Genomic DNA, 14,564 nt, shown 5'->3' on the forward strand with positions numbered 1-14,564 from the left:
GCGACTATTCAAAATTATCTATTTCATTATTCGGCCTTGCATCAAGATATGGAAGTATGAAAGCGCGATCGCTAGTAAGCATTCAGCCGTCAGCTGTCAGCCGTCAGCTGTCAGCCGTCAGCTTATTTTATTCAAAAGCTATAGTTATTGTAGGGTGGGCAAATGACAGAATTCCAGATTAAATGGTGATTGGCTTGGTATTTGCCCACCCTACTACTGATAGCTATAGTTATTGTAGGGTGGGCAAATGACAGAATTCCAGATTAAATGGTGATTGGCTTGGTATTTGCCCACCCTACTACTGAGAGCTGAGAGCTGAGAGCTGAGAGCTGAGAGCTGAGAGCTGAGAGCTGAATGCTTACACTAAAACCACCCTTCAATCTCTTCGTTTGTCAACATTTTCTTCAACTTAAGATATTCCCGTTTTGTCGCTTCTAAGATATGTTCCATGTTCACGGGTTCATCCGCTGCGGCGGCCAAAAATGCGGCATTAAGGGCAATATTGCGAATATTTCCACCAGCTACATTGAGTTGACCCAGTTTCTGGTAATTTAAGTTAAGGGTTGGGGTCTGGGGAGGAAAAATCCGCTGCCAAATTTGGGTACGGATTTCGGGTCCCGGAATTGGAAACTCCACCACAAAGCGAATCCGGCGCTGAAAGGCACTATCGAGTGCGCTTTGGAAATTGGTTGTCAAAATTGCTAACCCTTGATAGGCTTCCATACGTTGCAGCAAATAGCTGACTTCGATGTTAGCGTGGCGGTCGTGACTGTCTTTAACTTGGGTACGCTTACCAAACAGGGCATCCGCTTCGTCAAACAGTAGAATAGCACTTCCGGTTTCTGCTGCATCAAAGATCCGCCGCAGATTCTTTTCCGTCTCACCAATATATTTACTGACTACTCTACTTAGGTCGATGCGATAAAGATCCAGGCGAAATTCCTGGGCTAATACCTCTGCTGCCATGGTTTTACCAGTACCGCTAGCCCCGTAAAATAGGGCGCTGATGCCCAAACCCCGATGGCCTTTTTGGGCGAAACCCCATTGCTGATAGACTTTAAACTTGTGTCTGAGATGAGTGGCAATATCCCCAAGAAGCAGCCGTTGTGGGGTTGGTAAAACGAGATCGTCCCAGGTAGCAGTAGCATGGATCGGTTGCGCTAAGTGATCTAATTGATTACGGGCTATTTGGCGGCAGATATCCCATAATTGAGTTGATTGGTGGGTTTCGTCTTTGAGATTTTTGCCCCCATTATCCGAGATCCCCCTTCCGTCCCCCTTAAAAAGGGGGAAACCAGAGGAGGCTTCCCTATCCGAGATCCCCCTTCCGTCCCCCTTAAAAAGGGGGAAACCAGAGGAGGCTTCGCTGTTTGTTATTTGGGGATTTTGATATCTGTCTCCCCCAGGTTCCCCTCCTGGGAGGGGGTAGGGGTGGGTTAGGGCGCTAGGGGGGCTAGATCCGGGATTTTGTGGGAATTTTGAATTTTGAATTTTGAATTGATCACAGGCGGCTTGAATAGAAGCAGTATTGAGGTTAAACTGTACGGCCACGCGCTCAAGTTGACCGTTAAGTTCTGCTGCTGCTGACCCTATATGGTATTCCCACAGGTCATATTGTTCCTGGTGGCTCAAAGGGGGGATGTCTAGGTTAACAAGAGTCCGCTGACAGTCAATTTTTCGGTCATTGCTGCTGAGGATTAAACGAGTATTGTTACTATCAATAAAATGCCTCAGAGCATACTCCCGCCCAGGCTCTGTAAAATTATAACTATCGCAGTCAATAAACAGGACACTATTGCTCAGTAATGCTTCCCTTTGCCAACGCTTCGCGAGTTGGTAAACTTCCTGGGGCTTGGTGGTCAGAGCGGCAGGTTCTAGAGTATGTAACTTTTTCCCCAAATCCTGACAAGTGGCCGATGCAATTTGGTATTTAGTGGTTCGATCCGAGCCAGATAATTGCACCACGGGATAGCTATTTCTCCCCTCGCCCCCAGACCAAATGCTTATCAATTGCGACCCTATACTTAACTGAGAGGGAGGCAAAAAAACCGGGTTAGTCTGAGGCGGTTGGGGTATGATCTTGCCTGCTAATTCCTGGTCTGTAGTATCGTATCCTAACAAAAAGCAGAGGATATGCTGGTCAATTATTAGGGGGGACTTGGTTAGGATTCTTCCTGGTTCAATCTGGAGCAGTTGCCAGTAAAATAAAGGGCTTTGGGGAGAAAGGACATCCCAACTGGCTCCGGGCAGGGCGTCCATAGCTAAACTTAGACTAGGATAGTTTTTGTGAGGATGATTTTTTTGGGCAATGGCCACCAAAGACTGGAACATAGGTTCTATTTCCTGGCCCACGCACATGAGCAGGATATCCCTTTCAATTGGGGTTAGATTGAATAGGAGACAAAGTTGAGCCAGGGCAGAGGTATCGTCAACAAATTCAGTAACGATTTGTTGATTTTCTTTACCTTCTATGTAGTTTTTTAAATAGTTACGAACTCGATCGATTTCTTGTAACAGAGATATAAAATTAGTGTGATACCAGTTGGTTTGAGAAAGGGGTGCCATGTCGCGCTCCATGAAGACGGTGGGATCGACTGATATTGTTTTCTAATAGGGTACATGGTAAAAGGAAAAAGCTATGCGCACTACTCATACCTATAAACCGAAATATTCTCACTCTACCTCGTTGTCAGATGAACAAAAAAAGAAAGACTCCAGACGGAAAGGTATAAGAGAAATATTGGATGCAGAGGAAAGGGAGTGGAACGCGGAAGAGGCGGTCGGGGAATGGGGAAGTATGAGTGCAAAAGTGATGCGCACCTTAGAATCAGGAGTAACCCAACCGGAAAGGGGAAGGAGAGAAATCGGGCAGCAAGGGAAGTTTTCTTTGGGACAGCCGGGAGAGAGAAGCAGGCAAGGGGCGAATCACGGTGGGCATCAAGTGCAGCCGAAAAGGATGATGGTGCAGCGGAGAGCACAACCGTTGACGGGGGATTCGGTGACCTATGGCGAAAGCATGAGGGCAGTGAGTAGCAAAAAAGAAAACAAAACTGGCTTGCCTGATCGCCTCAAGGCAGGAATAGAGAACCTATCGGGCTATTCGATGGATGATGTGAGGGTGCATTACAACTCGGAGAAACCGGCACAATTGCAGGCATTGGCGTATGCACAGGGGACGGAGATTCATGTGGGGCCGGGGCAGGAGAAGCATTTGCCCCATGAGGCGTGGCATGTGGTGCAGCAGAAGCAAGGTCGGGTGAAGCCAACAAGGAAAATAAATGGGAAAGATCAAATCAATGAAGATGCCGGGATGGAGAGAGAGGCGGACAACCGGGGGAAAGAAGCATTATCCAGTCCGTTAGTACCAAAAACCGTAGAATTGAAGGAAACCCCGCAGACGAAAGTAAAACAGTTGTCCCCATGGGAGAACGTGCCGGCCAAGTTTACCACTGACAACAAAATGGAGTTGGTCGCCAATTCCGAGTATACAGTAAGCCTGCAAGGTTTAGAAAGATACGCTCCGATCAACATAGAACGAGCACCAGAACAGGTTCAAAACAAGGATGATGATCGCACAGTTGTATACTTCAGTCAGGAGCAGGAATTTGATAAGAAAAATGAAATGGTCAGGAAAATGCGTGAAGATGAAAATGACAGTAATACGGTCATAATGGAGAAATTCGATCGCACTACTAAGAGTAAGACAGGGGAGATAAGAGCCCAAAAAAGTCCGGCTGAAGGACTCATAGTATTCGACGCGCAGGTCTTGGATGACGGCACGGTGAAAAGTGGTTCGCACATGGGACATGCGGTAGAGAAGGTACAATAAAAGGGGACAAAAACAGGCAGGTGTTGGGTGTCGAAATAAAGGATACGAAGCTCTTGGATAGATGTACCAGTCCAGATTGAATCTCCAACGAGGTGGCTCACCCAACAGGCAAGGTTAAAAGTCGAAAAATATGCAGAAAAGGAGCTTGGCAATAAAAAAATATATCTCACAGAAATCAATGGTAAGCGAGGTTTATACGCAATGGTTAATGGGAGCAATAGGTAAAAACAGATATGGTTAGAGGGGGAGGCGATGATCTTACGGTACCCCGGATAGCCAATGAAAGCGGTCAATATAGGAAATAGTATGGGGTAGGAATTGGTCGTGGGCGCGGGGCTCAAGAACAGTGGGGACGCTCTTGTAGGGTGCTTCGCGGTGAAATGTAACGCACCATCTATATTCAAACAGAAACCAAAATATCCTTAACCATGACTACGGAATGGGTACGCCTCTGTTGTTGTATGTTGGGTTAAAGATCTTGTAGGGTGGGCAAATGGAAATGATTCCTGATGAAATTGCCAAACTCTCATTTTTTGCCCACCAAACCCTACGGAATGGGATCGCCTCTATTGTTGGTTGGGTTAAAGCCATGTAAACCACCAACCGAAAACCAACCAGACTCACCCCATCCACCCCACTTCTCACCCACCGCCACCAATGGTTAAGGTAAGTCTCAATGCGAAGCTGTAGGGTGGGCAAATGGACATGATTGGTGATCAAATAGTATTACTTTGATAATTTGCCCACCCTACGCCACTGAGTGCGATCGCACTATAATCTTTGATGAGCGCGGTGGGAGGATGTCAAAGTGCTACAATTTCGTACAATACGGTTTCGTAAAAACAACCCATGACTAAATTAATCCAAGAAACCTTTGAGCAGATCGCACAGCTTTCGGAAGAACAACAAAACGCCCTAGCCATTTATTTACAAAAACACCTCGCGCTTATTTTGCAGCAAGCTGAAACAGAGAAACGAATTGAAGAGAACACTTATACAATTAACGACTTCAATGAAGAGACCCAACAAGCGATTATAAATATTGAAGAACAAAAAAACTTGACCGTTTGTGCCAATAAAGAATCTCTCTACAATGAACTGGGAATTTAATGCTATCACCTGTTTTTGAAAACCGCTTTAAGAAAGACGTAAAACGGCTACAGAAGCGTGGCAAAAATATGGAAAAGCTTAAAACCGTTATTGAGAAATTATTAGAGAGAAAAGAACTAGAACCCAAATACAAAGATCATGCCTTAACGGGAAATTGGAGTGGATACCGAGATTGTCATATCGAACCAGACTGGATTTTAATCTACAAAACCTCAGAAACCAATCTTTTTCTGGTTCGTTCCGGTTCCCATGCAGATTTATTCTAAATGATCATGAATTTGGAAGTAGTAGGGTGGGCAAATGGACATGATTGATGATCAATTGGTTAATGGTTGATGATTTGCCCACCCTACGCCTGGGAACAGGGAACAGGGAACAGGGAACAGGGAACAGGGAACAGGGAACAGGGAACAGGGAACAGGGAACAGGGAACAGTGGAAGAGTGCGTACGCAGATAAAGTAGGGTGGGCAAATGGTCTTGGGTTCCTGATGAAATTGCCTTCCGTTTAGTATTTGCCCACCCTACCCGCTCCGAATGCGATCGGCGAAGCCGCGCCAAAGGCGATCGCTAGACGCAAAAGCAAGGCAGAAGGCAGAAGGCAGAAGTAAAGGAGTAAGGTATCAAGGGATAAAGTTTTTTATAACTAATTATCCGGACATGATATTATAAGCTGATGGGCATTTAAATTGGTTTTTTCCCGTTCCCGTCTTGATGCAGTCGCTCATGGGGGAAACCCCCAAGACCGCGCTGCATCGCTGTTCCCAGATCCGCTGTTCCCTTTGAGCAATTTAGGTATCCCAATCTAAATTCTGAATAGCTTACAACCACAAAATGGAGATAAAATGTCCCTAATTCAAGAAGATATCGAACAAACGTTTAGGCAACTCGTTCACCAGTGGCGGGAAGAAACCAGAGGAATTTCATCAACCACTCAAGCAGCTATGCATCCTGCTTATCAACAAATAATTGGCATGGGAAAAGAGGCAATTCCGTTATTATTAAGGGAACTTGAACAAAAATCAGGACGGTGGTTTTGGGCTTTAAAATCCATTACTAGAGAAGATCCTGTTCAAGAAGAACATCAGGGGAATACTCAAAAAATGATCGAAGCATGGCTAAATTGGGGACTCCGTAACGGTTATAAATGGTAGGGAATGAGGCGTGGTTATCGCAGGTCAGACAATGGATTGAAAGGGATTATCCGAATTTAGTATCTACAAATTATCACGTTACCAGTGCTGATACAATTGATTATAATTGTGTGGCTTGGGCGGCTGAAGATACTCAAAGATGGTGGTGGCCAGATCCAATGAAACAGAGTTATTGGCCCGTTAATGTCCCAAGAGTTGAGTGCGTACGCACTCTTGTAGTTTGGTGGGCAAATGGTCTTGGGTTCGAGATCAAATTGCCTTCCGTTTAGTATTTGCCCACCCTACCCGCTCCTCTTGGTTATGTAATCTGTGAAACCCCTGATTTAGAAGAAAATTATCAAAAAATAGCCATTTACATGTTAAATGATCAACCCACTCATGTTGCTAGACAACTATTAAACGGAAAATGGACGAGTAAATTAGGACAGGATGAGGATATTGAACATGATACATTAGAAGGGTTAACTGGAGAAAGATACGGTCAAGTCGCCCAAGTTATGAAGCGAAAAGTAGGTAGTAGGGTGGGCAAATCGACATGATTGATGTACAAATGGTATTACTTTGATAATTTGCCCACCCTACCCCTTGCTTGTAGTAGGGTGGGCAAATCGACATGATAACTAATCCAATGGTCTTTCAAACATTATTTGCCCACCCTACGCCTTCTACGTTATCCTCCGCCAACGCTTTAAATACCACAGGTCCTGTGATCCAAGGGAGCAAGAGTAATGGCAAAAGACTTATTTCATGATGTTGTTAAAAATGCCTTAATTAAAGATGGTTGGCAAATTACCGATGATCCGTTTTTTTTGAAAGTCGGCGGAGTAGAATTTTTTATTGATCTGGGTGCCGAAAAACTAATTGCGGCAGAAAGAAATGGTCAGCGGATTGCAGTGGAAATCAAAAGTTTTATTAATCCCTCCTCTATTACAGACTTCCACCTTGCCATTGGTCAATTCATTAACTATCGAGTAGCCTTAAAGGTAAAAGATCCAGAACGAAAATTATTTTTGGCGGTTCCAGATACCACCTACCGAAGGTTTTTCCAGAAGGAATTTCCTCAACTTGTTATTCAAGAGTACCAACTTAAACTATTATAGCGTTTCTCATACCTATGAGGTACACATTATTTTTTTTCTCTTCCCTCTTCCCTCTTCCCTCTTCCCTGCTCCCTGCTCCCTGCTCCCTGCTCCCTAAAATCCAGAGATTTGTACCTCATGGGTATAAGACTTGCTATAAGTTATGACATTGATAATGAGGTAATTGTATCATGGAAAAGCTAGAAAAGCTTCAAACTTATCGCAGCATAATCAAGCAACTACTGAGTCAATATGCCAGTTACAAACCCTCTCATGGTGACATTGAAATTCATAGCATTTTTGATACGGAAAACGACCATTATCAAGTAATGGCCATCGGCTGGGACAAGAAAGAAAGAGTTTATGGCTGTTCAGTTCATTTAGAGATTAAAAATGGCAAAATCTGGATTCAGAATAACAATACTGAATGGGATATTGGTCAAGATCTGGTTAATATGAACGTTCCCAAAAATGATATTGTTATTGGGTTTCAGCCACCTTCTATGCGCCAATACTCAGGCTATGGCACAAAGTAAGCATATGCGCTACGCGCACGCTGCGCGAACAGCGGTCAGCGGTCAGCCGTCAGTGCGTACGCTGATCTTGTCGGGTGGGCAAATGGACATGATATCATGTCCGGTTGAATAGTTATACTAAGCGCCGAAAGCAAGGCAGAAGGCTGAAGTAAAGGAGCTGATAAAGTAGGGTGGGCAAATGGACAAGATGAAGGAAGAAATTGCCAAGGGATCAGCCCACATTCCGCAGGTTAGCTTGGATATAGAATATTTTTTACGACACTATGGGAAACTGAGCGATCGCAAGTTCAGCCATTCTCAAAAATCCTAACCAATTGAGAATAAAGGTGGGCAAAATGGCTCTTCATACTCAAATCAATGAAACCTTTGCAGGATATAGCTTTGGCTTGTAAGCAAAGAGAAAATTATTCAAATTGAGGACGAACCTGCGGAATGTGGGATCAGAATTTGCCCACCCGAGCCTACGGAATGCGATCGCACTACTCAGGTTGTAGGGTGGGCTTATGGACATGATTGGTGATCAATTGGTATTACTAGGATAATTTGCCCACCCTACTATAGTAGCGTACGCACTGGTTTGGTGGGCAAATGGACATGATTGGTGATGAAATTGTATTAATTTGATATATTGCCCACCCTACTCAGGTTGTAGGGTGGGCTTATGGACAGGATTGGTGATGAAATTGTATTAATTTGATATATTGCCCACCCAAAGCCTATCTTTGGGAACAGTAGTAGGGTGGGCTTATGGACATGATTGGTGATCAATTGGTATTACTAGGATAATTTGCCCACCCTACTATAGTAGCGTACGCACTGGTCGGGGTTAGGGGTGGGTCCCCATTCCCCATTCCCCATTCCCCATTCCCCATTACCTATTACCTATTACCTATTACCTATCTCCAAAGAAAAAAACCTACCCCTGAAAGCCCCGCGCCCCCGCCCCACACTCTTCCCCTGTTCCCTTTTCAAAACTTCTGATGATTTGGATTATTACACAGCTACAGAAACTATGGAATGCCATCTCTAGGGTATTTACCGCTAAGCTATTTGAATTTGGTGACCAAGCCTTTTCTCTGAGTTTCTTAGGCAAATTCCTGTTTTTATGTATCATCGCTATTATTATCTCCCGTACCATCAAGGCTCTGATTAAACATTGGTTACTGAGCCGTTTCAGGATGGATCGGGGTACTCGCGAAGCCCTCGCTTCTATTATCGGTTACATTCTAAGCATCTTAGGGTTTTTAATCGCTCTACAAACGTCGGGGATTAACCTAAGTTCCTTAGCCATCTTTGCTGGTGCTCTCGGTATTGGCTTTGGAATTGGACTACAAGATCTAGCTAGCAATTTTATCAGTGGTCTGACTATCCTGCTAGATCAACCGATTAAAGTGGGAGACTATATAGAAATCGATAATCTGTCAGGAACTGTGGAAAAAATATCGATTCGCTCTACAGTAATACGAACCATCCACAACGTTTGTGTGATTATTCCGAATAACAGTTTTGTCCAAAATAATGTCATTAACTGGAGCTACCAAGACCCTACAAGTCGTCTCCAAATTCCAATGAACTTTCCCGATGAATTGGAGCCCCTTGTGATCACAGAGGTGCTGTTAGCTGCTGCCCGCCAAGAACCCCGCGTTTTATCCTCTCCCTCTCCCCAGGTTTGGTTCAAGGGCTATGGAGAGGAAGGGATGGATTTTGAGCTTTTAGTTTGGATCGATCAACCAGCAGAGATCGAAGCGATTAAAAGCGCTTTGTATTATCTGATTGATACTGAAATGCGATCGCACCACATCGAACCCGGCCACCCTGAGCGAAACTTGCGTATTCACAATCCAGAAGCCTTAGTTTCCCTGTTTCGACAATTACAAAGGCCCGGGGTGACTAATGGCTCCTCCTCAATCCACAATCAATCAGCTCCAGACAAACCCAAACCCAAGTCTGAATCCCCTAAACCCTGGAAGCTGGCGGATCTATTGCGGCAAGTAAGTTATTTTGAAAACTGTAGCGATATGGAACTGCGACATATCATTGAAGAGGGCTATCGGAAAACTCTCCCAGCTGACGAAACCATCTGTCGGGAAAACGATCCAGGGGACTCATTTTATATTATCCTATCTGGAACAGTGGAAGTGTTCGTGGAATCGATTGGAAAACGAGTCGCTACCCGTAAGTCTGGGGAGTTTATCGGGGAGATGTCTCTGCTGATGGGTACTCCCCGTACTGCTACTCTTCGTACCCTAGAAGAGACAATGCTGTTTGTGGTGGATCGAGGCAATTTACAAAGTCTATTGGCTAAGCACGAAGAATTAGCTGACCGAATTTCTGAAGAATTATCCAAACGTCAAGAGACATTGGAACGCTTAGGAATAACCGTCAGTGCCACAGAGGAAGACGAAACTCCTTTCGCCGAGATTCGCAAACGTATTAAATCAATTTTTGGTATTTAAAACCGATTCAGTTATTATACCAAAGGGAACAGGGAACAGGGAACAGGGAACAGGGAGTAGGGAGTAGGGAGTGGGTGCATCTCATATTTGTAAAAAATATCGCAAGTGTGGGGAGTGTGGGGAGTGTGGGGAGTGTGGGGAGTGTGGGGAGTGTGGGGAGTGTGGGGCCCGGGCGCGGGAATTTTCGCCTGAATTTTTGTCTAATTTCAAAACTGAGATGCACTCGTAGGGAGTAGGGAAAAGGGAACAAAAATTATCACAATTCATTTAGGATTGGTATAGTCATCAAAACAACTCTCATGAATAAACTAAATCAGGATAATCAGTATCTACCACACCCCTCAATTGATGATTTAGCTCAGCTTCCTAGCTCCTTTGTCGAAGCAGTCACTAGGGTGAAAACCTTTGCTCTGTTGGAAATGGAAAAAGAAACGGAGCGAAAACAGCTTTACTATCATACTTGTGACCATGTTAAGGGAGTTCAGCGTAGAGCTGATCGGATTTTCCAAACCATCAGACCCTATTGGGAAGCTGGTCTGGACAATGATATAGCACCAGACTATCTGAGCAGAATGAAACAGTTAATCGATCTGTGCGCCATTGCTCACGATATGGTGCAAGAGTTTGTCCCTCAAATCCAACCCTATACCTCTAGACGGCGAGAAAGTGGTGTGAGCGAAGCTGCTACAATTACTAAGCTTTTGGATTACATCAAAAATCAGAATGAATGGATAAGTAAGCAAACTCCTAACCATCTGGCCTTGTTTACCGATTCAGATTTACAAATCATTACAGAAGCCATTAACGCTACCATTTGTTGCTATGATACTTCAGACAATACAATTTACCAACCTGACCTTTACTATTCTGATAAAAACCTATCTCTGGTAGCTCGGATTATTGCTTTGGCTGATTTAGGCACTTTGGGAATGGAAGGGATTGAAGCATTTAACGAGGAAGGCAGTCTGCTATTTCTAGAAGAAAATACTGATATTATCCCCATCATTTTGAATCGCGATTTTCCCGATTCCCAAGCTATCGATAAACAAACACTTTATGAAAATCTTAGACAACGCCTGCTAAAGAGGACTCGCTTTCAAGTCAATTTTGCTAAGGGACGAATGACTAGATTGGCTCGTGAACTTAAAGGGTTTACAGCCGAAGCAATTTCGGTTTTAACCCATGAGGTTTTTAAGTATTTGAATCCAGCCATAATTAAAGCTATTGAATTCTCAACTCCTACCGCTAATGACACCAATTTTGAGAAATTGATTGAGTTTTTCGAGCTCGATAAGTATGTTAAAAAGTAGGTTAAAAAAGTAGGTGATATCAGCTTCAAATCAAGAGCAAAATTGCCATCAATGATAGTATTGCCGAATCACCTAAAAACTACTAAAATCGAGGGTGAGAAATAATAGCTCAATAATCACTCGGAAATATCTGTTCGGATACGCTCTAAGGAAATATGCATATCTTTCAATTGTTTTTGAATTGCTAATAACTGACCTTCAAGTCTGGAAACTTTGCTAAATTGATTCTGCTCCTTGAGCACCTTATCCAACTTTTCCTCCTGCTCCTGCTTGAATTCATTGACACTATCACTGATATTGCTGGTGATAATCCCAACAAACAGATTGATAGTAATCATCGCCCCCAACATCACAAAGCTCACAAAAAAAAGGACACCAATCAGGGGTGAAACTGAGGGATTTGTGCAAAGTTCTTCTATACCATCGTAACCGTAGCGTTCGCAGCCATACATCTGAATGTACATCAAATCTGTCCAACCTTCTAGGGTTACTACTTGAAATAGAGACAAGATAGATTTGGGTAAGGAAGAAAAGTGAATCGGATCGTTGTCAGCAAATAAAAAAGTTCCGGCTACCCCATAAATATAGAACAAAATACAGAGAAGCAAAAAGACATAGCCCATGGATGGTAGGCTTTTGAGTAGAGCTCGGACGAGTATTTGTAAGCGAGGCAAAGCAGAGATTAGCCTAAATACTCTCAGCAGCCTAAGCATACGTAGCACTATAAAATATTGATTATCAATGGGCAATAGTAAAGCCACAACAATGAAGAAATCAAATAGATTCCAACCATTTTTAAAATAGCGCCATGGATTACTACCTTCAGCCCCTATCTTAATAAAAATTTCAGCGATAAAAAACCCTAATATTATATGTTCGATAAAATTGACAATAGTGCCGTACTTTGCCGTAAATGATGGATAGGTTTCCAGACCTACTATAATGCTAGCCAAGATTATTACGCTGAGAACTATAGTCTGGAAGATTTCAGAATTAGAGATTTTTTGGAGTGCTACCTGCATAAAAAAAATTAGATAAACAATTACAGTCGGCAACTTGTGATATTATGTGCCGATGAATACTTATCATTCCGGGTGCTTGGTCATTGGTTATTAGTCATTAGTGATTGCTAAGCACTAATGACTAAACTGTATTACCAAGATCCTTAGGCAATTATTACTATACTATATATAGCAGTTTTCCATTGGATGAGGTACTTTCGTCTTGGGCTAATGGGAGCAGGTAGCTAAGGCCGTGGGCCACGCTTACTGGCAGAGCCAGACGCTGCGCGAACGCGCCCCGCGTGGCCTACGGCCAAACGCGAACGGAGCAGCGGATCTGGGAACAGGTAACAGGGAACAGGGAAAAAAACCTTTGTACCTCATAGCTATGAAAAAGGCTGTATAGCAGTTATCAATTTAGCCCTACTCCCTACTCCCTACTCCCTACTCCCTACTCCCTACTCCCTACTCCCTACTCCCTACTCCCTACTCCCTACTCCCTACTCCCTACTCCCTACTCCCTACTCCCATTAACCCAAATAGCTTACTTCTTGGTAAATCGCCAAACTCCATCCCAATCCAGTGGCACCCCTTGGGCCATCAACTGGTTAATTCGCTCCACATATAAGGCAGCGGTCTTATCCAAAGGATTCACCATTAACACGTGATTAAAATATTGTAAAGCCTTGTCAAATCCTTGAGTGCGATAACACTCTAAACCTTGTTCAAATTTCAGTTGCGTTTTTAACTTCAATTCCCTAACTGCCTCCGTCTCACCATCCAGCACTTCATAGATGGCAATGGGTTCATTTCTACCTTTCACAATTGCTCGATCTAGAAACCGAATTTGATAGTGATTTGGATTGCTCAGTTTCTCTAAGGTTTGCTCAGAAATTAAGAAAGAAACCCCATAAAACTTAGTCAAGCCTTCCAAACGAGCGGTTAAGTTAACATTATCAGAAAAAGCATCCCCCTGCATTCGGAATGTCTCTCCAACCATCCCCACCATCATGTGACCATAGTGGATGCCAATCCCTACTTGAATCGGTAAATAACCCTTGGCTTCGCGCTTTTGATTGTATTGGTGGACTTTTTTGAGCTTGGCAATTCCAGCACAGACAGCATCATCAGCGCCATCAGGGAAAATTGCCATCATGCCATCCCCTAGAAATTTGACAATAAAGCCATCGTGATTGCGAATTTCAGGACTAACACGCTTAAGATAGGCATTGACGAAGTCAAAGTTTTCCTTTGGTGTCATACTCTCTGAAATGGTAGTGAAGGAGCGAATATCACTGAACATCACCGCCATTTCTTTACTAACGTGGTCCCCTAATTGGACATGAATCACATTGTCCTTGTCCAGAAAATTTAGATATTCAAATGGGAAAAACCGAGCAAAGGAATTTTTTAGGGTTTCCAGAGTTTCATTGGCTTGAGTCAATTCTTGCTCACGGGCTTTTACAGTTTGAACCATTTGCCGGAAAACTCGTGCTAGTCGTCCTAACTCGTCGCTCCGAGCGGCTACTTCCTCTAAATTTTCAGGTTTAAATGTATCATTTTCCACAGCGGCGGCTGCTACTGTCACCTTTTCTACCTGTTTTATATACTTTGACTGGCGCAGATTTTCAGCTTTAAGCTGCTCTTCAGCTTCGGTCCGTTTCAGAAAGTTAAGATAGGCTTTGGAATGGTAACGAATCCGAGCAATTAGTTCTACCCGATCTGGCAGTTTTACTAAGTAATCATTTGCTCCAAATCCAAAGGCTTTGGCTTTAATTACTGGTTCTTCTTTACTTGAGAGTACAATCAGGGGAATAGGTCGAGTCGGCGAATCCTTAGAGCGCAGAAAACGCACTAACAACAAGCCATCCATCTCCGGCATGACCAAGTCTTGTAGAATGACCGTTGGTTGGTACTCCTTAGCTACCTTTAAGGTTTCAGTTGGATCCTGACAGTAGCGGAAGATAATATCCTTTTCCGGAGCCAACATACGACGGATGGCTTCGCCGATCATGGGTTGATCATCGATAAGTAGGACTTTAATCGGCTCTTGGGTCACCATTTTATTTGTAATGTCCGCTTTGGCTATCA

16 protein-coding genes are annotated in these 14,564 nt (G+C 43.7%); 11 read left to right on the forward strand and 5 right to left on the reverse strand.

All coding sequences use genetic code 11. The features are described from left to right. Positions 1-363: 363 nt before the first annotated feature. Positions 364-2,565 (reverse strand): ATP-binding protein, encoded by a 2,202-nt coding sequence (locus F6J90_RS37065; RefSeq protein WP_293105950.1) that lies wholly within the window; start codon positions 2,563-2,565, stop codon positions 364-366. 73 nt (positions 2,566-2,638) lie between these two features. On the opposite strand from F6J90_RS37065, the gene F6J90_RS37070 reads away from it, so the two are divergent. From F6J90_RS37070 to F6J90_RS37085, 4 genes are all read left to right on the forward strand, one after another. Next, positions 2,639-3,829 carry a DUF4157 domain-containing protein gene (locus F6J90_RS37070; RefSeq protein ID WP_293105953.1) on the forward strand — a complete coding sequence of 397 codons (1,191 nt, stop codon included), beginning with the start codon at positions 2,639-2,641 and terminating at the stop codon, positions 3,827-3,829. Positions 3,830-4,338: 509 nt separating this feature from the next. Continuing rightward, positions 4,339-4,494 (forward strand): hypothetical protein, encoded by a 156-nt coding sequence (locus F6J90_RS37075; protein WP_293105956.1) that lies wholly within the window; start codon positions 4,339-4,341, stop codon positions 4,492-4,494. 184 nt (positions 4,495-4,678) lie between these two features. Beyond that, positions 4,679-4,939: a hypothetical protein gene (locus tag F6J90_RS37080; protein WP_293105959.1), complete on the forward strand. Its 261-nt coding sequence runs from the start codon at positions 4,679-4,681 to the stop codon at positions 4,937-4,939. After that, on the forward strand, positions 4,939-5,205 hold the full coding sequence (locus F6J90_RS37085) for a type II toxin-antitoxin system YafQ family toxin (protein WP_293105961.1): 267 nt from the start codon (positions 4,939-4,941) through the stop codon (positions 5,203-5,205). The genes F6J90_RS37080 and F6J90_RS37085 overlap by 1 nt, the downstream gene beginning before the upstream one ends. A gap of 83 nt (positions 5,206-5,288) precedes the next feature. Here the strand turns inward: F6J90_RS37085 and F6J90_RS37090 are convergent, their stop codons facing one another. After that, positions 5,289-5,498 (reverse strand): hypothetical protein, encoded by a 210-nt coding sequence (locus F6J90_RS37090; protein WP_293105964.1) that lies wholly within the window; start codon positions 5,496-5,498, stop codon positions 5,289-5,291. A 284-nt stretch (positions 5,499-5,782) separates the two neighbouring features. On the opposite strand from F6J90_RS37090, the gene F6J90_RS37095 reads away from it, so the two are divergent. The 6 genes from F6J90_RS37095 (at position 5,783) to F6J90_RS37120 (ending at position 10,162) form a co-directional block, all read left to right on the forward strand. Beyond that, positions 5,783-6,091: a hypothetical protein gene (locus F6J90_RS37095; RefSeq protein WP_070392978.1), complete on the forward strand. Its 309-nt coding sequence runs from the start codon at positions 5,783-5,785 to the stop codon at positions 6,089-6,091. Between the two features lie 272 nt (positions 6,092-6,363). Beyond that, a complete protein-coding gene (locus F6J90_RS37100) occupies positions 6,364-6,630 on the forward strand; it encodes a hypothetical protein (protein WP_293105967.1) in 267 nt (88 codons plus the stop codon). 189 nt (positions 6,631-6,819) lie between these two features. After that, a complete protein-coding gene (locus tag F6J90_RS37105; RefSeq protein ID WP_293105970.1) occupies positions 6,820-7,191 on the forward strand; it encodes a XisH family protein in 372 nt (123 codons plus the stop codon). Between the two features lie 14 nt (positions 7,192-7,205). Next, the gene (locus tag F6J90_RS37110; protein WP_293105973.1) at positions 7,206-7,337 is read left to right on the forward strand and encodes a hypothetical protein; all 132 of its coding nucleotides are present in this window, start codon (positions 7,206-7,208) and stop codon (positions 7,335-7,337) included. 24 nt (positions 7,338-7,361) lie between these two features. Beyond that, positions 7,362-7,706, forward strand: a complete 345-nt coding sequence (locus F6J90_RS37115; RefSeq protein ID WP_293105976.1) for a XisI protein — start codon at positions 7,362-7,364, stop codon at positions 7,704-7,706. A gap of 980 nt (positions 7,707-8,686) precedes the next feature. Beyond that, positions 8,687-10,162, forward strand: a complete 1,476-nt coding sequence (locus tag F6J90_RS37120) for a mechanosensitive ion channel domain-containing protein (RefSeq protein ID WP_293105979.1) — start codon at positions 8,687-8,689, stop codon at positions 10,160-10,162. A 7-nt stretch (positions 10,163-10,169) separates the two neighbouring features. Here the strand turns inward: F6J90_RS37120 and F6J90_RS37125 are convergent, their stop codons facing one another. After that, on the reverse strand, positions 10,170-10,412 hold the full coding sequence (locus F6J90_RS37125) for a hypothetical protein (protein WP_293105982.1): 243 nt from the start codon (positions 10,410-10,412) through the stop codon (positions 10,170-10,172). Between the two features lie 49 nt (positions 10,413-10,461). Here F6J90_RS37125 and F6J90_RS37130 point away from each other — a divergent pair, with 49 nt between their 5' ends. Then, complete coding sequence (locus F6J90_RS37130) at positions 10,462-11,472, forward strand: hypothetical protein (RefSeq protein WP_293105985.1); 1,011 nt, start codon at positions 10,462-10,464, stop codon at positions 11,470-11,472. Between the two features lie 116 nt (positions 11,473-11,588). Here F6J90_RS37130 and F6J90_RS37135 read toward each other — a convergent pair whose 3' ends face one another. Together F6J90_RS37135 and F6J90_RS37140 are read right to left on the reverse strand one after the other, a co-directional pair. Then, a complete protein-coding gene (locus tag F6J90_RS37135; protein ID WP_293105988.1) occupies positions 11,589-12,494 on the reverse strand; it encodes an ion transporter in 906 nt (301 codons plus the stop codon). A gap of 523 nt (positions 12,495-13,017) precedes the next feature. After that, positions 13,018-14,535, reverse strand: coding sequence for an adenylate/guanylate cyclase domain-containing protein (locus F6J90_RS37140; protein WP_293105990.1), 1,518 nt, complete (start codon positions 14,533-14,535; stop codon positions 13,018-13,020). Between the last annotated feature and the right edge of the window lie 29 nt (positions 14,536-14,564).

This window comes from Moorena sp. SIOASIH (genome assembly GCF_010671925.1).
GTDB lineage: Bacteria > Cyanobacteriota > Cyanobacteriia > Cyanobacteriales > Coleofasciculaceae > Moorena.

Bases quoted from the DNA above. Each gene is read 5' to 3' on its own strand.
- F6J90_RS37130 (WP_293105985.1), top strand. From the start codon at position 10,462: ATGAATAAACTAAATCAGGATAATCAGTATCTACCACACCCCTCAATT.
- F6J90_RS37085 (WP_293105961.1), top strand. From the start codon at position 4,939: ATGCTATCACCTGTTTTTGAAAACCGCTTTAAGAAAGACGTAAAACGG.
- F6J90_RS37105 (WP_293105970.1), top strand. From the start codon at position 6,820: ATGGCAAAAGACTTATTTCATGATGTTGTTAAAAATGCCTTAATTAAA.
- F6J90_RS37140 (WP_293105990.1), bottom strand. From the start codon at position 14,535: ATGGTGACCCAAGAGCCGATTAAAGTCCTACTTATCGATGATCAACCC.
- F6J90_RS37135 (WP_293105988.1), bottom strand. From the start codon at position 12,494: ATGCAGGTAGCACTCCAAAAAATCTCTAATTCTGAAATCTTCCAGACT.
- F6J90_RS37095 (WP_070392978.1), top strand. From the start codon at position 5,783: ATGTCCCTAATTCAAGAAGATATCGAACAAACGTTTAGGCAACTCGTT.
- F6J90_RS37115 (WP_293105976.1), top strand. From the start codon at position 7,362: ATGGAAAAGCTAGAAAAGCTTCAAACTTATCGCAGCATAATCAAGCAA.
- F6J90_RS37110 (WP_293105973.1), top strand. From the start codon at position 7,206: ATGAGGTACACATTATTTTTTTTCTCTTCCCTCTTCCCTCTTCCCTCT.
- F6J90_RS37075 (WP_293105956.1), top strand. From the start codon at position 4,339: ATGAAATTGCCAAACTCTCATTTTTTGCCCACCAAACCCTACGGAATG.
- F6J90_RS37065 (WP_293105950.1), bottom strand. From the start codon at position 2,565: ATGGCACCCCTTTCTCAAACCAACTGGTATCACACTAATTTTATATCT.
- F6J90_RS37120 (WP_293105979.1), top strand. From the start codon at position 8,687: ATGATTTGGATTATTACACAGCTACAGAAACTATGGAATGCCATCTCT.
- F6J90_RS37080 (WP_293105959.1), top strand. From the start codon at position 4,679: ATGACTAAATTAATCCAAGAAACCTTTGAGCAGATCGCACAGCTTTCG.
- F6J90_RS37070 (WP_293105953.1), top strand. From the start codon at position 2,639: ATGCGCACTACTCATACCTATAAACCGAAATATTCTCACTCTACCTCG.